The following is a 20,603-nucleotide window of genomic DNA, read 5'->3' on the forward strand; positions in this document are numbered from 1 at the left end:
ACGGCCGCCCTCATCGGAGACCGCTAGCGCCCCGGCTGGCCCGCACATCGAGGTTCGAATGTGGGGTACGCCTGTTGCGTTTGCCTCCTCATCGTAGGCCCGGAGCCACGAAATCCGACAACTTTTGTGGTCACCGGGACCGCACCCGGTGCCCGCGCGGCAGCGGCGGATATCCGGCAACCAGTCGACTCAACTAAGATGAATTTCATGGCAAATTCTCCGAGCGGGGACTCGATGCTCGACCGCCTGGTGCGGATCTTAGACGCCTTTGACGCGCAAAATCCCACACTGACGGTCACTGCCTTGGCCCGCCGAGCCGATGTTCCGCGCGCGACCACGTACCGACTGCTGGAGAATCTGGTGTCCCACGGACTGTTGGCGCGCGATGCCGACGGGCAGGTGCGCCTCGGCTTGCGGTTGTGGGAATTGGCCAACCGCAGCGCCTCCACCCTCAACCTGCGACAGGCGGCACTTCCCTTCATGGAGGACATCAACCAGCTGCTGGGGCAAAACACCCAACTCGCGGTGCTGCACGAGGACGATGTGCTTGTCATCGAGCGCCTCTCCCGCCCCGGCTCCGTCATCAACCAGGCCAATGTTGCCGGGCGTATGCCGGTGCACCTGACCTCCATGGGCATGGCACTGCTGGCCTACTCCCCCACCAACGTGTTGGAGGGGTACATAGAACGCCATGGGGACACCATGCTGGCCCAACACCCGAAACTGCGCCATGAACTGGCCCAGATTCGTCGCAACGGATACGCAACCTTCGACGGATTCATCGACACCAGCACCACCGGAGCCGCCGTTCCGATCCTCGATGACCGTGGTTACGCATCGGCTGTTTTGTCCGTGGTGGTCCCCCTCGGATCCGACCTTTTGCCGGCGGCCGTCATGGCCTTGCGGACCGCGGCGCGCGGCATCGCTCGGGCGTTGGGCCCGGCCGCGGAAAACTGACCCTTGGGCCAATTCCCGTCGCCGAAGCGACGCGGGATCCTGACATATTCGACCAGCGCCTATTGTCCATGTGTCTCGGATATGCCTCCTACCGACCGTGACTGCCGGTGGTTTCGTGTGCGTGCATATCGGCTGAAACACCCGGAATGATGCCCTTTGGTGAGCGCATGAATCCAACAGCGATTGCCGCCACCAGCACCACAACACCCACGCCAAGATACAACTGTCCGGGCGTCCACGAGGCATCCAGCAGGGAGCCGGCCGCCAGCGGGGCGAGGATGGCACCGAAGCGCCCGATGCCGATGGCCCAACCAACTCCGGTGCCGCGGGTTTGCGGGGCATAAGAAGCAGGGGCCAACGTGTACAGACCGGCGATACAACCGTTGATGAGCATGCCCACCACAATGCCCATAACAAACGCGAGGGCCAGGATGCCCACGGCCGAAATAAACACCACCATGGTGATCGAGGAGAGCACCGTGAAGACGAGCAGCACCTTGCGCGCCTGCCACTTGGTGGTCAGCACCCCAAAGAGCAAGGATCCGAAGGTGCCACCCAGGGTGAGCATGAGACCACCGATCACACCCTGGCTTTCGCTCATGCCCGCGGTGACCAAAAGCTTCGGAGTCCAGCTGTTGACGAAGTAGAAGCCGAACATCGTGGCGAAAAATGCCACCCAAATCAGCGTGGTGGCGCGGCGATTGGACGGGGCGAACAGGGCAGTGAGCTGTTGTCCCTTGACGCCGCGCACCGGGGTGCGGCCATCCACCTCGGGCAGTAGAACTGTGTCAGCACTCAGACGAAGCTTGAGCACCAGGGCAGCAAGTCGTTTCTCGGCGCGCGGGGCCGCTTGGTCACCAGGAAGTCAACGGATTCGGGCACCACCGCCAGCAACAGCAGGAAGGCGAGCGTGGTGGCGATGCCGCCAAAGACGAAGACCGCACGCCAGCCATAGCTGGCCTGCAACGACACCGCGGCCAAACCTCCCAGCGTGGCACCGACGCCGTAACCTGCGGTGTAGATGCTCACCGCCATGCCGCGCCAGCGCTTGTTGGAGTATTCGCTGGTGATCACGTTGGTGCAGGCCAAGATGCCGCCGACGCCCAGTCCGGTGACCACGCGCCACAACCCCAGTTCGGTGATCGAGTGCGCGGTGGAGGACAGGAACATGCCCGCAGCCGCCAGCCCCGTGGTGAACAGCAGCATCGGGCGGCGCCCGAAGACATCGGCAAAGGGGGCCAGGAACAGGGAACCGGCCGCCATGCCCAGCAGTCCGGCACTGAGCAGAACACCGAGCTGGGAGCCGCTGAGCCCAAATTCGGTGGAAACCCGGTTGGCAGTGAAGGCCATGGCCAGCACGTCGAACCCGTCCAGGGCGTTGAGGAAGGTGCAGACGCCAACAACCACCCACTGGAACGGTGACATGGGCGAGGCGTCGATGCGGTCTCTGATGTTCATGGTGTTTTTCTTCCGGATTTTTGGGCGCGACAAATCACCCTTGGAGGCTTCGGCGTGATGCCCGCGGGGGTGAGGTGTCGCTTGGGGTGGTCTCTAGTTCGGTTCGATGGTGATGATCGCCGGTCCCGTGTGCGCAGCATCGGCCTTGGCCCCGGTGGCGGAGGTGACCGCGCGCGAGACGCAGCAGTTCATCTTGGTCGAGAGCCGCTGCTGGCGTTCGGAATAGAACACGTCGCGGTGGTCAATGGTTCCGGCCAGCTGAATGACCCGGACCTCGCAGAGTCCGCATTCGCCCTTGCGGCAGTGGAACATCATTTCCGCCCCGGCGTCTTCGAGGGCCTCAAGCATGGAGCGGCCCTGCGGGACGGTGACCTCCAAGCTCAGCTTTGGGACGCGCACGATGAATTCTTCGGGGTCATACCAGCCGCTATTGCCAAAGGTTTCGTAGCGCAGGTTCGGCAGATCCAGCTCGCGCTCGACCCAACCGCGGCGCACCGCGTCCATCAGCCGGATGGGCCCGCACATGTACAGCTCGGTGCCGGTATCCGCGCGGCCCACCAGTTCGGGGACCTTCAGGGAGGACCCCTCGTTATCGATGTGAACCTCAAGCCGGTCCCCGTGTAGTTCTTCCAGCTCTCCCAGGTAGGCCATGGCCTCGCGGCTGCGCCCCACGTAGACCAGCGTGTAGTCGGCCTTCAGTCGCTTGAGTACGGCAGCCATGTTCGCGATGGCGGTAATGCCGATGCCGCCGGCCAGCAGGATGTAGCGCTGCGCGCCGATGCGCAGCGGGAAGTTCTGCAGCGGCTGGGTGATTTCCAGTCGTGTTCCGGGGATGAGAGAGTGCATGAAGATCGACCCGCCGCGCGAGAGCGGCGCCTTCATCACGCTGATCACCAGCCGGGTTCCGTCAGCGGCGGCCTCAACCACCGAGTACGAGCGCTTGACCGATTCCCCGTTAATCTGGACCATCAGGTCAATGTGGGAACCAGGTTCCGCCTTGATCGGCAGGGAAGGCTCCAGGACGATGCGGGCGATGGCCTCGGCCACCGGAATAACCTCGATGACGATGGCCGACTGCCAGGTTTCAATATTTGTTGCTGCCATGGGGATTCTGTCCGTTTTCCTTGATTGTCCGGGGCACTAACCGCGCTTAGGCGGAAGGAGTCAGACGGCCCTCGGCCGCCAGCATGGATTCTAGGATGCGGCGTACCCACAGGCCTCCGGCATCGATGTTCAAGTTGTAGAACTCGTAGTCGGGATTGGCATCGATGGCTGCTTGTTGGGCCATGAGCATTTCCTCGTCTTCACCGAAGACGCCATGCACGCCGTCGCGCAGTTGTGTGGTGATCAGCTGGCTGTCCAGGGCGTAGTTGCGCATGAAGGCCCAGAAGTAATGGGAGGACCGATCGGTTTCCGGGGTGATGGTGTTCATGACGAAGCCGTTAACGCCCTGGCTGCGGTCGCCCTCCGGCGCACCGGTTCCCGCCTTGGCCACGCCCACATCGATATTGATGGTGGAGGGGGCCTCAAAGTTGATGATCTGCCAGCGGTCGACCTTGCCCTCGAAGCCTGGGAATTTGTCGCGCATGTTCTTGAGCCAGAACGGCGGGGCGTCGATGTTGTGCATCCAGCGGGTGACCGTCACTTTGTTGCCCTCCCGAACGGTGACAAAGTCGGACTCGCTGAGCTCTTCCTGGCCGATGGTGGAGGAATGGACAAATTCCTCGTGGGTCAGGTCCATGAGGTTATCCAGCACCAGCTGGAAATTGCAGGCGGCGTGAATGGTCAACCCATCCCCTGCCCATTCGTCGCTGGACATCTGACTCATGTCCGGGATCAGGTCCGGGTCCGCCAGCGTGGCGTCGCCCATCCAGATCCACACGTAGCGGTAGCGCTCCACGATGGGGAACGAAGGAACCGTGGCGGACGGGTTGATGGTTTCCTGGGCCGGCATGGAGACGCAGCGGCCTGCCGAGTTGTAGATGATGCCGTGGTAGGGGCACTGGATGGTGTCCTTTTCCATGGTCTTTCCCATGGACAGCGGCGCCAAACGGTGCCAGCAAGCGTCGGCCAGCGCCACGGCATTTCCGTCTTCGGTGCGATAAAGAGCCACCGGTCGATTGGCAATGCGGCGAGACATCGGTTTGCGCGTCACCTCATGGTCCCAGGCCGCCACGTACCAAGCGTTCAGCGGGTGGGGCAGGACCTTGTTGGTGGTGGAGCTGGTCGCAGAGACGACGGTCATGGGATTTTCCTTTCGATACGGTAGCTAACTACCTATCGACATAGTTAGTTGCGTTCGTTACAGACTAACTACCGATATAGTGATTTGCAACACCTAAGTATCGGAAAGTTGCCATGAGTCTTCCCAACGCATTACTGGCCCTGCTCGTTGTCGAGCCCATGACCGGATACGACCTGCACAAGAAATTCGAGTCCTCAGTTGGGCATGTCTGGCATGCCCCCGATTCGCAGATCTATCCGGCCCTCAAGCGCATGGAGGCCAACGGGTTACTTGAGGGCGAGGACATCCCCTGGGGACCGCGCGGCACCAAGCGCCAATATCACGTCACCGCTGCCGGCCGGGAGGCGTTCACGTCCTGGATGAACACCCCACTGGAATATGCACGCACCCGCGACCCGGCACACCTGAAGGCGGCCTACCTAGAATGGGCCGAACCCGAAGCCGCCCGCGAACAGCTGCGAGCACACATCGACCACCACGCCGGACTGCTCGAACAATGGCGGGAGACAGTGAAGGAAATCGAGGACGGCACCAGCACCATGCTCAATCGCCGGCTGGCCCACACTTCGGCAGCGGACCAAGAAAAAACCCGCGCGTACAAGCTCTTCACCTATGAGGGCCTTATGTCCCAGGCCGAAGCCGAAATCGCTTGGGCCAAGCGCGGACTCACCCTGATTGACCGACTCAACGACTGAGACGCTGAAGCTCTCTTTGGGCTGAACCGTAAAACAAGAGAGGACCCTTTCGCGTCGCCACCGGGTGGGGGCTACACGAAAGGGTCCTCGCAGGTTGCGAATTTTCTATTTCGCTACCATCGTGATGGCTTCTTCAGGGCGGTGCCCCTGCTTCGCCTTCTGAATCTCCGCATACACATGGTGCCGCAACTCGGTAAAGCGCGGCAACGACCGCGTCTCCAACTGATCACGCTCGGCGGGCAAGTCGATGAGGATGTCTTCCTGCACAATCGTCGGCGAGGAGGACAGGATGATCACTCGCTCCCCCAGGTAGATCGACTCGTCGATGTCGTGGGTGACAAACAGGACCGTCACGCCCAGCTTCTTCCACACACTGCGAATCAGATCCTCCAAATCCGCACGAGTCTGCGCATCAACCGCGGCGAAGGGCTCATCCATCAACAGCACCTCGGGCTGGTACGCCACCGCACGGGCAATCGCCACCCGCTGCTGCATACCACCGGAGAGCTGCCATGGGTAAGACTTGGGAACATGGGCCAGGCCCACCGCTTCCAATGCCTCGGCCACCAAACGTTTGCGCTCCTCCTTGGGAACCCCCGCATTCTTCAACGGCAACTCCACATTCTCCGCCACCCGCAGCCACGGGAAGAGCGAACGCCCGTATTCCTGGAACACCACCGCCATCTTCTTCGGAGGACCAGTGATGGCCTGCCCGTCAAGCCGCACCTCTCCGGAGGTGGAATTTAGCAGCCCGGCAATGCACTTGAGCAGCGTCGTCTTGCCCGAACCCGAAGGCCCGACCAAACACACCAACTCGCCACGGCCCAGATCGAAGGTCAGGTTCCGCACCGCCTCAATGTCACCGGCATCCGTGTGATAAACCTTCTTCAAGTTCCGTACCGAAAGCAAGGCCTCACCCTCGGGCAAGGTACGCCCACCAGCGTGGGACGTGGGGTTGTTAGACAGCATTTTCAACCTCTTTCAGGCCGTGGTACCAACGCAACACGCGCCGCTCAACCGCTTGGAAAATAAAGGACAAGGCCACACCGATCAAACCGAGGACCACGATGCCGGACCACATTTCGGGGACCGCGAAGGAACGCTGGAACTGCACAATCGTGAAGCCCAGTCCGGAGGACGAGGCAAACATTTCGGAGATGACCATCAAGATCAACCCGATCGACAACGCCTGGCGCACCCCGGCCATAATCGTCGGGGTCGCCGAGGGCAGGATCTGATAGCGGATCCGAGCAAACCCAGAGATCCCGTAAGAACGAGAGGTCTCATTCTGCACCGGGTCAATGGAACGCACACCCTCGATGGTGTTCAACAGCACCGGCCAGATGCAGCCGGAGATGATGACCGCGATCTTCATCCCATCATTGATGCCCACCAAAAGCATCAACACCGGAACCAACACCGGAGGCGGCAACGCCCGGAAGAACTCGAACACCGGCTCGGTCACCGCACGCATGGTGCGGTTCAAACCCACCGCCAACCCTAAGACAATGCCCAGTACAATCGCGGCGAGTACACCAATAACCAGCCGCATGATGCTGGGCAACACATCGGTGATCAGCCGTTCACCGATCCACGTCTCCACAAACGTCGTCAACAGCTTGGCCGGCGTGGGAGCAAAGAAGTTCGGGGCACCGGAGGTGGCCAGCCACCACCAGAGCAACAAAATAATCGGCAAGCCCAGAAGGAAACCAACAGATTTCAGGGTTTTCATACCGTCGCCTCCCCGCGAACCGACGGATGCCAGGACAGCACCCGCTTCTCAACAATGCGCGTCACGGCATTGATACCAACACCCAAGAAGCCGGTCGCAAGAATCAACGCATACATCCCAGAAATCGCGCCACCGGACTGTGCCAAGGCGATCTCCTTACCTAATCCCGGAGAACCAATCAGCAGTTCCGCGGTGATCGCCAGGATCAGCGCCACCGAGGCGGCCAAACGAATACCGGTCATCAGGTACGGCAACATCGTCGGGAACACAACATCTCGCACCCGCTGCACATAGGAGAACCCATAGGAGCGTGCCGTCTGCATGGCCACGTTATCCACGTCCGCCACTCCGTAGAGCACCTGAATGAGGACCTGCCAGAAGCAGGCGTACACGATCAGCAGCAGCGAAGACTCGAGCTTGATGCCAAAGAGCAGCACCGCCAGCGGGATCAACGCGACCGAGGGAATTGGACGCAAGAACTCGATGCTCGAGTTCGTCAAACGGCGCAAGAAGGGCGACATCCCAATGACCAGACCCAGCACCAACGCAGCAACCACGGCAATGACCAATCCAATGAGCCACGCCAGCATGGTGTCCCAGACCGCGACCCAAAACGCGGTGAGGCCCAAGTCGGCAATCAACGCTGCGATGACTTCGGAGGCCGGTGGCAGGTACTTCGCCTGCACCAGACCAACGACCGGCATGAGCTCCCACAGTCCCAGGAACACCACGATGCCAATCAAACCCAACACCCATTTCGGCCATCCCTTGGACGCCGGCCGGCTCGCCTTGGCCTTCACCGAGGCGCGCGTGACTCCTCCAGTAACTTGAGTGGTCATGGCAGTAGGGCTTCGAGGTCAACGGGTTTGGTGATCGCACCGAATTCTTGGGCCGCGTCACCGAGCTTCTGAGCCGCCTCCGTGTTGATGTCCACGCGGTAGCGCGGCAGCACGAGCTTTTCTCGGGTTTCCGCTTCGATCTTGGTATAGGTGCCCACGATGTCGCGGACCTCCTGCGGGTTCTCGTTAGCGTATTCGAGCGACTTGTTCATGGCACGCTGGAATTTGGCTGTCAGCTCGGGCTCGGCGGCGACCTTGGCCGAAGTGGTGAAGTAGCCGGCAATATCAAGCTCCGGATCGAAGTCGGAGAAGTTGTTGCTGACGGCGCGAGCACCGTCGCCCTTGGCCTGAACCAGGAAGGGGTCAAGGATCCAGGCAGCATCCACGATGCCCTTTTCCAAGGCCGCCGGTGCCTCCGGGAATGGCACCTCAACAAAGTTGATGGTGCTCGGATCCCCGCCATCGTCCTTGACGACCTGAGAAACGGTGATGTCACCGATGTTGGAGAGGTTGTTGACCGAGACCTTCTTGCCAGCCAGGTCCTTCGGGGACTTGATGGGTGAGTCCTTGGAGACCACTACGGCACCGAAGTCCCCGTCCTTGTTCCCCGAGGTGGTGACGCCATTGGCGACAACTTTCATGCTCAGGCCCTTGTCGTTGGCGACCATGAGTGAGACGTAGTTGGAGAAGGCGAAATCGTAGCTGCCGGACTGAATTCCCGGGACGATGGCCGAGCCGCCGGTGGCGGTCTGGATGTCGAGGTCCAGCCCCTCGTCCTTGAAGAAGCCCTTGGAATCACCCAGGAAGATCGGGGCGGTGTCCACGATCGGGATGACGCCCACGGTGATCTTTTCCAGGCCCGCGGCGCCTGATGCCCCCGCGGAATCAGCGGCCCCACCGCTGGGCGAGCCGGAGCCGCAGGCGCTCAACGCGAAAATTCCCAATGCTGCCACTGCGAGTGTGAGTTTATTCTTCATGAGGTTTCGGTGTCCTTACGGGATGTGTGCCGACGGTGTGGATCCGCCGAAGGTCTTGCGCAGATCGGTCTTGCGGATCTTGCCGCTAGCGGTGCGGGGGAAGTCGTCGGTGAGCACCACGGTGCGGGGGATCTTGTATCTGGCCAGGCGTCCGTCAAGGTGTTCCTTGATGTCCTTTTCGGTGATCTCAGTGCCCGCTGTGGGGACCACGATGGCCCGCGGCACCTCGCCCCATTTCTCGTCCGGGACACCGATCACTGCCACCGATGCCACCCCGTCGAGTTCCATGATGGCCTGCTCCACCTCGGCTGGATAGATATTCTCCCCGCCCGAGATGATCATGTCCTTGAGCCTGTCGGAAATGAAGAGGAACCCTTCGGCATCAAGGTGCCCCATGTCCCCGGAGCGGAACCAGTTCCCGTTGATGAAGGCCGCCTCGCTCGCCTCCGGCAGCTTCCAATATTCCTTGATGACGTTGGGGCCCGAGATCAGGATCTCGCCGGTTTCGCCGACCGGCTGTTCGTCCCCCGAGGGATCTACGATCATCACGTCGGTGAAGAAGTGTGCCAATCCGGCCGAGCCTGCCTTGGATCTGGAACGTTCGGCCTGCAGCGAGGTGGCCCCCGGCGCGGTTTCGGTCAGTCCGTAGCCACCCGAGAACCCCAGCCCGCGCTGTTCATAGGCCTCGAGCACGCGCATCGGGACAGCGGATCCGCCACAGGTCAGCATGCGCAGCGAGGAAATGTCGGTGGTGGCCCAAGCGGGGTGTTCGGCCAGCATCTGGTAGGTGGTGGGAACCCCGGAGAGTGAGGTGATCGAATGGCGTTCGATCGCCCCGAGCACCGCAGAGGGCTCGAATCTATCCTGCAGCACCAAGGTCCCGCCCTTGAGCAGGGTCGGCAGAGCGCCCATGCCCAGCGAGGCGACATGGAACATCGGGGCGATCAATAGAGCCTTCGCATCGCTGGTCACGTCGTAGTCGACCAGCACGTTGAGCGAATTCCAAATCATGTTCCCGTGCGTCAGTACCGCGCCCTTCGGCCTGCCGGTGGTTCCGGAGGTGTACAGGATGATGGCCGGGTCTTCGTGGTCCACTGAGACGTCCACGTATTCGGCATCCGCTGCCGTCAGTGCGCGCTCATACGCCGAGTCGGCTCCCGGTGTGTCATCGAGCACCAGATGGTGCTCGATGGAGCTTTCACCCTTGGCTGCCTGGGCCAGGTCATCAAGTGAGACCGGATTGATCAGCACGGTACTACCGGAGTCAACCAGGGCATAGTTCAATTCCCGTGGCGTCAGCCGGGTGTTCAGCGGGACGAAGATGGCACCAATGCCGCCACAGGCAAAGAGCGTTTCGAGGAAGGCGGAGTGGTTGTTGCCCAGGTAGGCCACGCGGCTGCCCTTTTGCACGTCCAGTGCGCGCAGTGCGTTGGCCAACTTGTTAATGCGGTTAGCCAGTTGCGCATAGCTCAGGGACAACTCGCCCTCGATGACAGCCGCTTGATCATGCGACTTGATGCGCCGCTTGTGGATCCAGCCGCCCAGCCCTTGGTTATGCATGAGTACCTTTCCCGTGTGCCGGCCGGGCGGCCGGCACACCTACTTCGAACGTTGTTCCGAGGACTACTTGACCGTCAGGGCTGCGATGTCCGGGGCCTTGGAGAGGAACGTGTGCTTGGCGGCGAGTTCGGCCAGCTTGGTCAACTGTTCGGCCGGCACCGCCCCATCCCAGGTCTCCATCTTCAGGTTTTCCGCGACCTTGGCGTCCATTTTCATGAATGCCGGCAACAGCGCCTTGGCACCGGCCTGGTCGGCTTCGGCGGCGGCGAGAGTTTCGGTCATGGCAGCCTTGAAATCGGCGACGACCTCAGGCTTTTCCTCGGCGAACTTGCCGCTGGTGAAACTGACCATGGTCGGCAGGCCGGGGATGGCTTTCTGGTTCGGGTAACCGATCAGTTTGTTCTCCGGGTTGGCTAGCGCCTTGGAGAGGAACGGTTCGGGCAACCAAACGGCGTCCATGTTTTTGCGTTCGAGTTGGGCTTCCATGTCGGGGAAGGGCATCTCGGAGAATTTGAGGGCACTCGGGTCGCCACCGTCGATGGCCGCCGATTCCATGATCGTCAGGTCGCCCTGGGTCTTGAGTGCGTTGACGGATGTGGTTTTGCCGGATAGGTCAGCAAAGGTTTTGATGCCAGAATCGGCGCGCGCGACCACACCGTTGATGTCATCACCCGTGGCTTTGGAGTTCGAGTAGCCCGATACGATCTTCATCTGTAGGCCCTTGTCCACCGCGGTCAGTACCGAGAGCGGGTTGCCAACGGCGAAGTTCAGATCGCCGGTGGAAACCGCCGGTAGCATCGCTGCGCCGGCGGAGCTGGTGGTCAACTCGACGTCAAGGCCGTGCTTTTCAAAGATGCCTTCGTCGATTCCATATTTCATGGCGACCGACGGAGCGATCGGCAGGACCCCGACGACGACCTTGGTCAGTCCGCCGGATTCGGACCCACCGGCAGCGGCTGTGTCTGTGGAGGCGGTCCCGGAGGGTGAGCCCTGGCCGCAGCCGGTTAGCGCGAGTGCCGCGATTGATGCCCCAGCGAGAATGGTAGACAGACGCTTCTTCATGAGTGCTCCTTGGTGAAAATGATGGCCCAGGCGCCTACGCCCCAACCGCGAGTGATGTGACCCCTGCCACATCAGATAATCTAAACTCAATCATTGAAAAAATCAATAGTTGTCATTTTTTTGTTCATGAATTCTTGGATGTGGCGTCACACTCGCCGGAGCCCCGTACAGGATGCGGCAAGAGCCGGGTGCACCCCAACGGGCCCCGGACGTTGGGATGGTTTCTACGCGTAGAAGCGGTAAATCCCACGGGAAACCACGGCTGGCTTTGGGGCACCCTCGACCTCGACGACCTGGTCAACGGCGATCTGGTAGCCGCCTTTGACCTCTTCAACCTCGGCGATCTGCGCCTTCATGCGAATCTGGGCGCCCACCGGGACCGGCGAGGGAAAGCGGACCTTGTCCAGTCCATAGTTGACGCGCGTGCCAACGCCGGTGACGTCAAAGAGCTCGGACCAGAAGGCGATCTGCAGGCTCAGCGAGAGGTAGCCGTGGGCGATCGGCCCGCCAAAGGGACCGTCCTTGGCCTTTTCCGGGTCGGTGTGGATCCACTGGTGGTCATCCGTCGCGTCGGCAAACGTGTTGACCTGGTCCTGGGTGACGGTGCGGAAGTCGCTGTACCCAAGGTCGGTGCCGGCGGCGGATGCGAGCTGCTCGTAAGAAAGAACTGTCTGGCCCATGATGGGTACTCCTTTTAGAGGTGGTTGGTCTTGAGATGTTTGAAAACTGACAGGTGGTGCAGCGGGAGCTTCTAGCGGAAGGCCCCGATGCCGGTGATGGCCCGGCCGAGGATCAACGCATTGATCTCGTCGGTGCCCTCATAGGAATAAATGGCCTCGGCGTCGGCGTGGAAGCGGGCGACGTCGTAATCCAGCACGATGCCGTTGCCCCCGCAGACCTCCCGCGCTAACGCCGCGGTTTCACGAAGCATTCGCGCGGTGAACATCTTGGCCATGGCCGAGTTCTCATCCTTATAGATCCCTTCGTCCTGGGCCTGAGTCAGGCTGACCACCATGGCCAGCGAAGCTGTCACGTTGGTGAGCATCGTGGCGAGCTTTTCCTGGATCAGCTGGAACGACGCCAGCGGCTTGCCGAACTGGTGGCGCTCGGACACATACTTCAATGCCGCCTCGTAGGCGCCGGCCGAAGCACCGGTGGCAATCCAGGCGACATCCGAGCGCATATTGCGCAGGCATGCCGCAACGTCGGCGAAGGAGTTGATCTTCGCCAGCCGCGCCGACTCTGGAATCTTGACGTCAACCAACTCGATGTCAGCGTTTTGCATGATCCGCAAGCTGGTCTTGCGCTCGATCTTGCTCAGCTTCACGCCCGGCGCGTCGGTGGGCACCAGGAAGCACTTGACCTTCGAATCGGCGGTGTCGCGGGCGAATACCGCCAGCACATCGGCCTGGGCCGCGCCGCCGATCCAGCGCTTGGCTCCGTTGATGACCCAATGACCGCCGCTTTCGTCCTCCTCAAACCGCGCCTCGGTTTCCAGCCCTCCGGCGATGTCCGAGCCATGCTCAGGCTCGGTGAGGGCAAAGACGCCCTTGTACTCGTAGGAGGCGATCTTCGGATCCAGCTCGGCGACCTGCGCGGCGCTGCCGCCCAGGTTCACCGTGGTGCGAAACAGCCCGGACTGGGCGTTGTAGAAGGTGACGACCGAGGCATCCACCCGGGCCAGTTCGAAGTTCCTGAAGCCCCCGAAGAGGCCGCGGACCAACTCGCCATTGGTCAAAACCTCGGCCGGACGCATCATGTCCAGCTGCACCAGCGGTTCGATGATCGCATCCGGGAATTCCCCGCGGTCCCAGTGGTCGTTGAGTACTGGGCGCACATGCTCATCGAGCACGCCGCGCAGGCGCAGCAGTGCCGCGCGCTCTGCGGCGGAAAGCAACCGGGCGAAGCCGTATTGGTCGCTCGGGTAGAAATCGGTCATTTCCTGTCCAGCCCCAGCACCCGCACCGCGTTGTCCTTGAGGATCAACGGGCGCACCTCGTCCTTGAGCGGTAACTCCGCGAAGGCGCCGAGCCACTTTGCCGGGGTGATCAGCGGGTAGTCAGTCCCAAAGAGCACCTTGGTAGAGAGCACGTTGTTGCTCATCTTCACCAGCGAGGCCGGGAAGTACTTCGGGCTCCAGCCGGAGAGGTCAATGAAGACATTGGCCTTGTGCGTGGCGATCGAGTTGGCCTCGTCCTGCCACGGGACCGAGGGGTGGGCCATGATGATGGTGAGCTTCGGGAAGTCCGCCGCCACGTCGTCGAGCAGCAGCGGGTTGGAGTAGCGCAGCTTGATACCGCGCCCGCCGGGAAGTCCCGCCCCCATGCCGTTCTGACCCGTATGGAAGATGCACGGCAACCCGAGTTCTTCCAACGCCGTCCACAGGGGATAGAACTCCTCGGACGAGGGATCAAAGCCCTGCAGCGAGGGGTGGAACTTGAATCCACGCACGCCCAGCTCGTTGGCTTGGCGGTGCGCCTCGACGATCGCGGCCGGGCCGGTGCGCGGATCGACCGAGCCAAAGGGAATTAGCACGTCACTGTTGCGTGCCGCCCCAGCCACGAGGTCATCGATCGAGTTCGGCTCATGGCCCAACGCGGTGCGGGCATCAACGGTGAACAGCACCGCCGCCATCTTCGCCTCGCGGTAGATCTCGGCGACGCGATCCACCGAGGGCGTGCGCTCTTCGGACTTGAAGTACGCTGCCGAGGCCTCGAAGAGATCATCGGGCATGGCCTTGTGCCCGCACTCGTCGACCTCAAGATGCACGTGCATATCGATCGCGGTGATCTCGTTGAGGTTAATGGTGGATTCGTAACGGATGCTCATTGTCTTACGTTAGCTTTCTACTTGGCTACCGGTTCGGGCTGCAGTTCGGCCGGAAGTTCCGGGAACGTCTCGCCAACAGATTGCTGCTTGTCGGCAAAGGGGAACCGTTGCTGCAAGGTCGCGTAGTCCCAGCCGCCGTCATTAAAATCGGATTCAATGGCTTCGGGGTGGCTCCACAGCTGGAGGCGGTCACCGCCGGCACCGATGGCTTGGCCGTTAATCTTTCCAGCCTCATCGGAAGCGAGGAATGCGATCAGACCGGCGACATCGTCGGCGGTGCCGAACCCTAGAACCTTGCGGAAGAAGTCCGGCATGGCCTCGCCACGCTCGTCGGCTTCGACGGCCTTGGCGAAGTAGGGAACGGTCTTGGTCATGGCGGTGGCGGCCACCGGGATGACGGCGTTCACCGTGACGCCTGCACGCTTCATTTCCAATGCCCAGGTACGAACCATGCCCACAATGCCGGCCTTGGCGGCGGAATAGTTGGTCTGGCCGAAGTTGCCGCGCTGACCGGTGGGGGAACCGATCGCGATGATGCGCCCGGCAATGTTATTTTCCTTGAAGTATCCGTAGGCCTCGCGAACACAGGTGAAGGTTCCACGCAGGTGCACGTTGATGACAAGATCAAAATCCTCGTCGGTCATCTTCAGGATCGACTTGTCGCGCAGCACCCCGGCATTGGTGACCAAGATGTCTAGGCGGCCGAAGTTCTCCACGGCGGAGGCGACTAGTGCCTTAGCGGTCTCGGTAGTTCCAACGGGGGCCACGACCGAAACGGCCTTGCCGCCGGCCGCGGTGATCGAGGTGACAGCCTCTGCTGCCACATTCTCGTCGACGTCGTTAATGACTATCGAGGCTCCTTGGCGCGCGAGTTCCTGGGCGTAGCTCAGGCCGAGTCCGCGGCCACTGCCGGTAACAATTGCAACTTTTCCAGCCAGCGACATGTCTGCTCCTTCGAGGATAGTTATTGCTCCCGCAGACCTACTCGTGGGAACCTTGTTATATACATAACAACTTAAACTCTTGAAAAAGTCAACGATTAAGTTTCTTATCAATCTCGAGGAGCAACACCATGGCGATCAAGCCGGGTACCAGCGTGAACACCACCGACCGCTTCCTAGCCAGCGAACTGGCAGGGGACATCGAGTTCCTCACGGCACGCACCCGCTCACTGGGATCATCGCGCGCCAACAAGCTCCTGGAGCCGCTCGGGCTCAAGGTCCGCTCGTACTCCGTACTGTCCCTAGCCTGCAGCAATCTGGCGCCGACCCAGCGGGAACTAGCCGAGTTCCTTTCCCTTGACCCAAGTCAGATCGTGCCACTGATTGACCTGCTGGAAGACCGCGGCCTGGTGGAGCGGACGGCTGACCCTCAGGATCGCCGGTCCAAGGTCATCACCGGAACCTCCCTGGGGGTGCAGCTCTATGAGAAGGCCCGTCAAGCCACCGCCGAGGGCGAAGCTCTGGCCATGGCGCGACTCAGCACGTCCGAGCAGGAGACCTTGCGCGACCTCCTCTCGCGCATGGCTTTCCAAGAGTAGAAGGGGCGTGGCGACCGCGTGCCAACAAGGGCAGATCACCGACCCCGCCCGGCCGCGTCTTGTGGCACTTCTTTCGATAATGCAGGTCGTCGCAGCCCTGCCGTCACCCTGGTGCCCAAACCTCAAGTTCAACCAGAGAAGCGTAAAATTATCTAATTTGCGACTCATACACACCTAAAGATCCGAATATGAGGCAGGATGTGGTTATGACGAAACTTCGAGTCTCCGAGGCTGCCCGCTTTCTGGGAGTCAGCGATGACACCATTCGACGCTGGACGGAAAACGGAAACCTCACTCCCCTCAAGGACGACTCGGGCCGATTGGCCGTTGACGGTCTTGAACTGGCACATCTAGCTAGGGGCCAAGCCCAGCTTCCCGATGATCCCTCATCGGCGGCTTCTTCGGCCCGCAATCGTTTTGTCGGACTGGTCACCGGAATCACCATGGATACCGTCATGGCGCAGGTCGAGTTGCAGTGCGGACCATTCCGCGTCGTCTCACTCATGAGCAGCGAAGCAGCCCGCGAAATGAATCTCGAGCTGGGCTCCATCGCCACCGCAGTGGTCAAGGCAACCACCGTCATCATCGAATCCCCGCAGGGAAAGATCGGCGTATGAGCCTTCACTACCGCCGAGTGTCCATGCTCCTCGCGGCAACCGCACTCATCGTCAGCCTTTCCGGCTGTGCGTTTGGCACCGTCGACAACGCGGATAATCAATCCCCCTCGGGAAGCAGCACCACCAGTGAACCAAGCGGTGAGATCACTGTCTTTGCTGCGGCCTCGTTAAAGGCTCCCTTCACCACCTTGGCCGAGAAATTCGAGGCCGCACACCCCGGTACCACCATCAAACTAAGCTTCGCCGGTTCCGCGGACCTGGTCACCCAGCTCACCGCCGGCGCCCCAGCGGACGTCTTCGCCTCGGCAGACACCAAGAACATGTCCAAACTCCAGGACGCCGACCTTGTTGCTGACACGCCAGTCGACTTCGCCACCAACACTCTGGAAATTGCGGTCCCCCCGGCCAACCCTGCGGCGGTCAATTCCCTTGCAGACTTGGTCGAACCCGGCCTCAAGCTGGTCATCTGCGCGCCGCAGGTACCGTGTGGGGCCGCGACAAAGGCCGTTGAGGAATCCGCGGGTATTACGCTGGCACCGGTCAGCGAGGAATCCTCGGTCACCGACGTCCTGGGCAAGGTGACAAGCGGTGAGGCCGACGCTGGGCTCGTGTACCTCACCGATATCAAGTCCTCCGGGGACAAGGTCAGGGGGATCAAATTCCCCGAGTCCTCCGCCGCGGTGAACATCTATCCGATCACCACCGTGAGCACCTCCAAAAATAAGGCTTTGGCCGATGCCTTCATCACCTCGATCACCGACGCGGCGGGCCAAAAAGTCCTGACCGACGCGGGGTTCGGTACGCCGTAGGGCCCGGCATGAACCGACGCAGCCCGGTAGGGTATACCGCGATTCCCCCCTGGATCTATGCCGTGGCCGGCTTGGGGGCATGTTTTGTTTTGCTCCCACTGCTCGCCATGGTGACCAAGGTTAACTGGTCCCAGTTCATCCCCCTGATCACCTCCGAATCCTCACTGACGGCGTTGGGCCTGAGCCTACGCACCTCGGCGGCCAGTACGCTGCTGTGCATCGTACTCGGAATTCCCTTGGCGTTGGTGTTGGCGCGCGGGAGCTTCCCGGGACAGCGAATTCTGCGCGCCTTCGTACTGCTCCCGCTGGTACTTCCTCCGGTGGTTGGCGGCATCGCACTGCTCTATACCTTTGGTCGGCAGGGCTTACTGGGCCGCGGCCTGGAGGTGGCAGGTATCCAGATAGCGTTCTCCACCACCGCCGTGGTGCTGGCTCAGACTTTTGTGGCCCTGCCGTTTATGGTGGTCAGTCTCGAAGGCGCCTTGCGTAGCGCGGGCGGTAAGTATGAAGCCGTGGCCGCCACCTTGGGTGCCAGGCCAACTACGGTATTGCGCCGGGTGACGCTGCCGCTGGTACTACCCGGTCTGGCATCTGGCGCGGTATTGTCCTTTGCCCGCTGCCTCGGGGAATTTGGCGCGACCTTGACGTTCGCCGGATCGCTGGAGGGAGTCACCCGGACTCTGCCGCTGGAAATCTACTTACAGCGCGAGAGCGACGCCGATGCCGCCGTGGCACTGTCCCTAGTATTGGTGGCGGTGGCGGTCTTGGTTGTCGGGCTCGCGTATGGCAATCCCCAGCAAAAGAGGAAGAGTCGGGTGCCGCAATGAGCTTTCACTTCGAGGCAACCCTTGCCAACCGCGACTTCGAGGTTTCGCTGCATTGTGAACCCGGCGAGACGCTGGCCGTGCTGGGGCCCAATGGGGCCGGCAAATCAACATTGCTGGCGATCATTGCCGGCCTGTTGCGGCCCGATTCCGGCAGGGCATCCATCGGCGAGCGCGTGCTCTTTGATCTCGGTGCACCTACACGTACCTGGCATGCCCCACATTTGCGCGGAACCGCGCTGCTCGCCCAAGAACCGCTACTCTTTCCCCACCTCAGTGCATTGGAAAATGTCGCCTTTGGACAGCGCAGTCAGGGGGTTCGCGCGGCGGCCGCGCGCAGCAGTGCCCGTGGTTGGCTTGCCGCCACGGAGACGGAAGAATTCGCGTCTCGCCGCCCCGATCAGCTGTCGGGCGGGCAGGCGCAGCGCGTTGCCTTGGCCCGCGCGTTGGCCACCTCACCCGAGCTTTTACTGCTAGATGAACCCATGGCCGCGTTGGACATCCATTCCGCGCCCATGATGCGTCGACTGCTCAAGCGCGAATTGGCGCACCGCTTCGCCATTATCATCACCCATGACGTGCTGGATGCATTGATGTTGGCCGATAAGGTGGCGATTCTGGAGGGCGGACGCATTATCGAATTCGGACCAACCCTCGAAGTGCTGAACCGGCCTCGTTCGCGTTTTGCCGCAGGGCTCTCGGGACTCAACCTGATCACTGGACCAACACGGGATGAAGTCATTGATACCGACTACGGGTTGATCGCCGGTACCAGTGAATCCCCGCTGCCGCCGGGCACCCTGGCCGCAGCGACCTTCTCCCCTGCGGATATTTCCATTTATCTGGATCCCCCACATGGCAGCCCGCGCAATATGCTCACTGCGTCCATCACCGAGATCGAGCCGCACGGTGATGCGATTCGAGTGCGGGCCGGGCAGCTGGCCGCCGACATCACCGTCGCTGCCCTGGCAGATTTGGCCCTTGAACCCGGGATGCGGGTCTTTTTTGTCCTCAAGGCAACCGCGGTGCGCATCTACCCTGCCTGAGTAGGCACCGCACTCGCATCGATCACCCACATCAACAATTATCATTCAATGAGACTGTTGATGCATCGACGGTGAGCGTGCCCACAGACTGGTTCCAGACACTTCACCACCGAGGACACCGCGAGCCATGCGCAACGATGCGTTTCGGCCAATGACCTCCCGGTAGAAAGACTTGGATCCTGCTTATGAGTACAGCGCGCACCATCATCAAGACTCAAGTCGGCATCGTGGGCGGCGGCCCCGCCGGATTAATGCTCTCGCATCTTTTGGCCAAGACCGGCGTCGAAAACCTCGTTGTTGAGTCCCGTGATCACGAGACCATCCGCAACACCCACCGAGCCGGCATCCTGGAGGCCGGTTCGGTCAAGATGCTCACCGACTCCGGCGTCAACGGACGCGTACTGACCCATGGCGACGAACACACCGGGATCGACCTGCGCTTCAACGGCGAATCCCACCCGCTGGACTTCACCGACTTGGTCGACGCCACCGTCACGCTCTACGCACAGAACGAGGTCTTCGTCGACCTAGCCGCGGCCCGTAAACGCGATGCCGGCGACGTGCGCTATTCCTCCGAAGTCACCGCGGTCTTCGACCTGGAAACCGAGACCCCGAAGTTCCACTTCACCGACGCGGACGGCAACGGCTTCGAGGTGCACTGCGACATTCTGGTCGGCGCCGATGGCTCGCGGTCCTTCTGCCGCCGCGCGGTTCCCGGCACACAAGACTTCAAGATCGAGTACCCCTTCGCTTGGTTCGGCATCCTAACCGAGGCCCCCAAGAGCTCCCCGGAACTGATCTACGCGAACTCCCCACACGGCTTCGCTCTGATCTCCCAACGCTCGGAGACCGTGCAGCGCATGTACTTCCAGTGCGACCCGAACGAGGACGTGGATTCTTGGAGCGATGACCGGATCTGGAACGAGCTGCAGCGCCGCGTCGACGGGCCCGACGGCTTCACCCTGAAGACCGGGAACATCTTCGACAAGACCGTGTTGAAGTTCCGCTCCTTTGTCCGCGAACCGCTCTCCCACGGCCGGATGTTCCTGATCGGCGACGCCGGGCACACCGTCCCGCCCACCGGCGCTAAGGGTCTTAATCTGGCCTTCGCCGACGTCAGGGTGCTCTTCGAGGCCATCGACTCGTTCTACTCCACCCAAAACTCGGCGCTGCTGAACGGCTACTCCGATCTGGCGCTGAAACGCGTCTGGAAGGCGCAGAACTTCTCCTACTGGATGACCTCGATGCTGCACACCCCGGTGAACGCCGACCCATTTATGGCTAAGCGCGCGCTGGGCGAACTCGATACCGTCACCTCCTCCCGTTATGGGCAGCAATACTTGGCCGAGTCCTACACCGGCTGGCCACACTCCTAGCCTTCTCCCGTCTTTTCTCCACCATCTCCGCACGCCC

22 protein-coding genes are annotated in these 20,603 nt (G+C 61.5%); 8 read left to right on the forward strand and 14 right to left on the reverse strand.

Features of this window, described 5'->3' with window-relative positions:
• Positions 1–207: 207 nt before the first annotated feature.
• Positions 208–957, forward strand: a complete 750-nt coding sequence (locus KUF55_RS17145) for an IclR family transcriptional regulator (protein ID WP_218817426.1) — start codon at positions 208–210, stop codon at positions 955–957.
• Positions 958–1,045: 88 nt separating this feature from the next.
• Here the strand turns inward: KUF55_RS17145 and KUF55_RS18900 are convergent, their stop codons facing one another.
• The 4 genes from KUF55_RS18900 to KUF55_RS17160 form a co-directional block, all read right to left on the reverse strand.
• Positions 1,046–1,771 carry an MFS transporter gene (locus KUF55_RS18900; RefSeq protein ID WP_255557140.1) on the reverse strand — a complete coding sequence of 242 codons (726 nt, stop codon included), beginning with the start codon at positions 1,769–1,771 and terminating at the stop codon, positions 1,046–1,048.
• On the reverse strand, positions 1,753–2,415 hold the full coding sequence (locus KUF55_RS18905) for an MFS transporter (protein WP_255557141.1): 663 nt from the start codon (positions 2,413–2,415) through the stop codon (positions 1,753–1,755). Before KUF55_RS18905 ends, KUF55_RS18900 begins: the two co-directional genes overlap by 19 nt.
• A 93-nt stretch (positions 2,416–2,508) precedes the next feature.
• On the reverse strand, positions 2,509–3,519 hold the full coding sequence (locus KUF55_RS17155; protein WP_218817427.1) for a PDR/VanB family oxidoreductase: 1,011 nt from the start codon (positions 3,517–3,519) through the stop codon (positions 2,509–2,511).
• 46 nt (positions 3,520–3,565) lie between these two features.
• Positions 3,566–4,660, reverse strand: coding sequence for an aromatic ring-hydroxylating dioxygenase subunit alpha (locus tag KUF55_RS17160; protein WP_218817428.1), 1,095 nt, complete (start codon positions 4,658–4,660; stop codon positions 3,566–3,568).
• A gap of 113 nt (positions 4,661–4,773) precedes the next feature.
• Here KUF55_RS17160 and KUF55_RS17165 point away from each other — a divergent pair, with 113 nt between their 5' ends.
• A complete protein-coding gene (locus KUF55_RS17165) occupies positions 4,774–5,355 on the forward strand; it encodes a PadR family transcriptional regulator (protein WP_168150871.1) in 582 nt (193 codons plus the stop codon).
• Positions 5,356–5,460: 105 nt separating this feature from the next.
• On the opposite strand, the gene KUF55_RS17170 is transcribed toward KUF55_RS17165, so the two are convergent.
• The 10 genes from KUF55_RS17170 to KUF55_RS17215 form a co-directional block, all read right to left on the reverse strand.
• Positions 5,461–6,324 carry an ABC transporter ATP-binding protein gene (locus KUF55_RS17170; RefSeq protein WP_218817429.1) on the reverse strand — a complete coding sequence of 288 codons (864 nt, stop codon included), beginning with the start codon at positions 6,322–6,324 and terminating at the stop codon, positions 5,461–5,463.
• Positions 6,314–7,087 carry an ABC transporter permease gene (locus tag KUF55_RS17175; RefSeq protein ID WP_218817430.1) on the reverse strand — a complete coding sequence of 258 codons (774 nt, stop codon included), beginning with the start codon at positions 7,085–7,087 and terminating at the stop codon, positions 6,314–6,316. Before KUF55_RS17175 ends, KUF55_RS17170 begins: the two co-directional genes overlap by 11 nt.
• Positions 7,084–7,926 (reverse strand): ABC transporter permease, encoded by an 843-nt coding sequence (locus KUF55_RS17180; RefSeq protein WP_218817431.1) that lies wholly within the window; start codon positions 7,924–7,926, stop codon positions 7,084–7,086. Before KUF55_RS17180 ends, KUF55_RS17175 begins: the two co-directional genes overlap by 4 nt.
• On the reverse strand, positions 7,923–8,903 hold the full coding sequence (locus KUF55_RS17185; RefSeq protein WP_218817432.1) for an ABC transporter substrate-binding protein: 981 nt from the start codon (positions 8,901–8,903) through the stop codon (positions 7,923–7,925). The genes KUF55_RS17180 and KUF55_RS17185 overlap by 4 nt, the downstream gene beginning before the upstream one ends.
• Before the next feature lie 15 nt (positions 8,904–8,918).
• Positions 8,919–10,463 carry a long-chain fatty acid--CoA ligase gene (locus tag KUF55_RS17190; protein WP_218817433.1) on the reverse strand — a complete coding sequence of 515 codons (1,545 nt, stop codon included), beginning with the start codon at positions 10,461–10,463 and terminating at the stop codon, positions 8,919–8,921.
• Positions 10,464–10,526: 63 nt separating this feature from the next.
• Positions 10,527–11,525 (reverse strand): ABC transporter substrate-binding protein, encoded by a 999-nt coding sequence (locus KUF55_RS17195; protein ID WP_218817434.1) that lies wholly within the window; start codon positions 11,523–11,525, stop codon positions 10,527–10,529.
• A 224-nt stretch (positions 11,526–11,749) separates the two neighbouring features.
• The gene (locus KUF55_RS17200; RefSeq protein WP_132360471.1) at positions 11,750–12,205 is read right to left on the reverse strand and encodes a MaoC family dehydratase; all 456 of its coding nucleotides are present in this window, start codon (positions 12,203–12,205) and stop codon (positions 11,750–11,752) included.
• A 71-nt stretch (positions 12,206–12,276) separates the two neighbouring features.
• On the reverse strand, positions 12,277–13,464 hold the full coding sequence (locus KUF55_RS17205) for an acyl-CoA dehydrogenase family protein (RefSeq protein WP_218817435.1): 1,188 nt from the start codon (positions 13,462–13,464) through the stop codon (positions 12,277–12,279).
• Positions 13,461–14,354, reverse strand: a complete 894-nt coding sequence (locus KUF55_RS17210) for an amidohydrolase family protein (RefSeq protein ID WP_218817436.1) — start codon at positions 14,352–14,354, stop codon at positions 13,461–13,463. Before KUF55_RS17210 ends, KUF55_RS17205 begins: the two co-directional genes overlap by 4 nt.
• 17 nt (positions 14,355–14,371) lie before the next feature.
• Positions 14,372–15,298: an SDR family NAD(P)-dependent oxidoreductase gene (locus KUF55_RS17215; RefSeq protein ID WP_218817437.1), complete on the reverse strand. Its 927-nt coding sequence runs from the start codon at positions 15,296–15,298 to the stop codon at positions 14,372–14,374.
• Between the two features lie 128 nt (positions 15,299–15,426).
• On the opposite strand from KUF55_RS17215, the gene KUF55_RS17220 reads away from it, so the two are divergent.
• The 6 genes from KUF55_RS17220 to KUF55_RS17245 all read left to right on the forward strand — a co-directional run bounded on the left by KUF55_RS17220 (position 15,427) and on the right by KUF55_RS17245 (position 20,566).
• The gene (locus KUF55_RS17220; RefSeq protein WP_218817438.1) at positions 15,427–15,894 is read left to right on the forward strand and encodes a MarR family winged helix-turn-helix transcriptional regulator; all 468 of its coding nucleotides are present in this window, start codon (positions 15,427–15,429) and stop codon (positions 15,892–15,894) included.
• A 206-nt stretch (positions 15,895–16,100) separates the two neighbouring features.
• Complete coding sequence (locus KUF55_RS17225; RefSeq protein WP_218817439.1) at positions 16,101–16,511, forward strand: molybdopterin-binding protein; 411 nt, start codon at positions 16,101–16,103, stop codon at positions 16,509–16,511.
• Positions 16,508–17,320, forward strand: a complete 813-nt coding sequence (modA, locus tag KUF55_RS17230) for a molybdate ABC transporter substrate-binding protein (protein WP_218817440.1) — start codon at positions 16,508–16,510, stop codon at positions 17,318–17,320. Before KUF55_RS17225 ends, modA begins: the two co-directional genes overlap by 4 nt.
• 8 nt (positions 17,321–17,328) lie before the next feature.
• On the forward strand, positions 17,329–18,147 hold the full coding sequence (locus KUF55_RS17235; protein ID WP_218817441.1) for an ABC transporter permease: 819 nt from the start codon (positions 17,329–17,331) through the stop codon (positions 18,145–18,147).
• Complete coding sequence (locus KUF55_RS17240) at positions 18,144–19,190, forward strand: sulfate/molybdate ABC transporter ATP-binding protein (protein ID WP_218817442.1); 1,047 nt, start codon at positions 18,144–18,146, stop codon at positions 19,188–19,190. The genes KUF55_RS17235 and KUF55_RS17240 overlap by 4 nt, the downstream gene beginning before the upstream one ends.
• A gap of 185 nt (positions 19,191–19,375) precedes the next feature.
• The gene (locus KUF55_RS17245; RefSeq protein WP_218817443.1) at positions 19,376–20,566 is read left to right on the forward strand and encodes a 4-hydroxybenzoate 3-monooxygenase; all 1,191 of its coding nucleotides are present in this window, start codon (positions 19,376–19,378) and stop codon (positions 20,564–20,566) included.
• Positions 20,567–20,603: the final 37 nt, after the last annotated feature.

Source organism: Paeniglutamicibacter sp. Y32M11, assembly GCF_019285735.1.
In the GTDB taxonomy this organism is placed as follows: Bacteria; Actinomycetota; Actinomycetes; order Actinomycetales; family Micrococcaceae; genus Paeniglutamicibacter.

Bases quoted from the DNA above. Each gene is read 5' to 3' on its own strand.
- KUF55_RS17170 (WP_218817429.1), bottom strand. From the start codon at position 6,324: ATGCTGTCTAACAACCCCACGTCCCACGCTGGTGGGCGTACCTTGCCC.
- KUF55_RS17210 (WP_218817436.1), bottom strand. From the start codon at position 14,354: ATGAGCATCCGTTACGAATCCACCATTAACCTCAACGAGATCACCGCG.
- KUF55_RS17190 (WP_218817433.1), bottom strand. From the start codon at position 10,463: ATGCATAACCAAGGGCTGGGCGGCTGGATCCACAAGCGGCGCATCAAG.
- KUF55_RS17160 (WP_218817428.1), bottom strand. From the start codon at position 4,660: ATGACCGTCGTCTCTGCGACCAGCTCCACCACCAACAAGGTCCTGCCC.
- KUF55_RS17180 (WP_218817431.1), bottom strand. From the start codon at position 7,926: ATGACCACTCAAGTTACTGGAGGAGTCACGCGCGCCTCGGTGAAGGCC.
- KUF55_RS17240 (WP_218817442.1), top strand. From the start codon at position 18,144: ATGAGCTTTCACTTCGAGGCAACCCTTGCCAACCGCGACTTCGAGGTT.
- KUF55_RS17220 (WP_218817438.1), top strand. From the start codon at position 15,427: ATGGCGATCAAGCCGGGTACCAGCGTGAACACCACCGACCGCTTCCTA.
- KUF55_RS17195 (WP_218817434.1), bottom strand. From the start codon at position 11,525: ATGAAGAAGCGTCTGTCTACCATTCTCGCTGGGGCATCAATCGCGGCA.
- KUF55_RS17215 (WP_218817437.1), bottom strand. From the start codon at position 15,298: ATGTCGCTGGCTGGAAAAGTTGCAATTGTTACCGGCAGTGGCCGCGGA.
- KUF55_RS17245 (WP_218817443.1), top strand. From the start codon at position 19,376: ATGAGTACAGCGCGCACCATCATCAAGACTCAAGTCGGCATCGTGGGC.
- KUF55_RS17225 (WP_218817439.1), top strand. From the start codon at position 16,101: ATGACGAAACTTCGAGTCTCCGAGGCTGCCCGCTTTCTGGGAGTCAGC.
- KUF55_RS17205 (WP_218817435.1), bottom strand. From the start codon at position 13,464: ATGACCGATTTCTACCCGAGCGACCAATACGGCTTCGCCCGGTTGCTT.
- KUF55_RS18905 (WP_255557141.1), bottom strand. From the start codon at position 2,415: ATGAACATCAGAGACCGCATCGACGCCTCGCCCATGTCACCGTTCCAG.
- modA (WP_218817440.1), top strand. From the start codon at position 16,508: ATGAGCCTTCACTACCGCCGAGTGTCCATGCTCCTCGCGGCAACCGCA.
- KUF55_RS17235 (WP_218817441.1), top strand. From the start codon at position 17,329: ATGAACCGACGCAGCCCGGTAGGGTATACCGCGATTCCCCCCTGGATC.
- KUF55_RS17200 (WP_132360471.1), bottom strand. From the start codon at position 12,205: ATGGGCCAGACAGTTCTTTCTTACGAGCAGCTCGCATCCGCCGCCGGC.
- KUF55_RS17185 (WP_218817432.1), bottom strand. From the start codon at position 8,903: ATGAAGAATAAACTCACACTCGCAGTGGCAGCATTGGGAATTTTCGCG.
- KUF55_RS17145 (WP_218817426.1), top strand. From the start codon at position 208: ATGGCAAATTCTCCGAGCGGGGACTCGATGCTCGACCGCCTGGTGCGG.
- KUF55_RS17175 (WP_218817430.1), bottom strand. From the start codon at position 7,087: ATGAAAACCCTGAAATCTGTTGGTTTCCTTCTGGGCTTGCCGATTATT.
- KUF55_RS17165 (WP_168150871.1), top strand. From the start codon at position 4,774: ATGAGTCTTCCCAACGCATTACTGGCCCTGCTCGTTGTCGAGCCCATG.
- KUF55_RS17155 (WP_218817427.1), bottom strand. From the start codon at position 3,519: ATGGCAGCAACAAATATTGAAACCTGGCAGTCGGCCATCGTCATCGAG.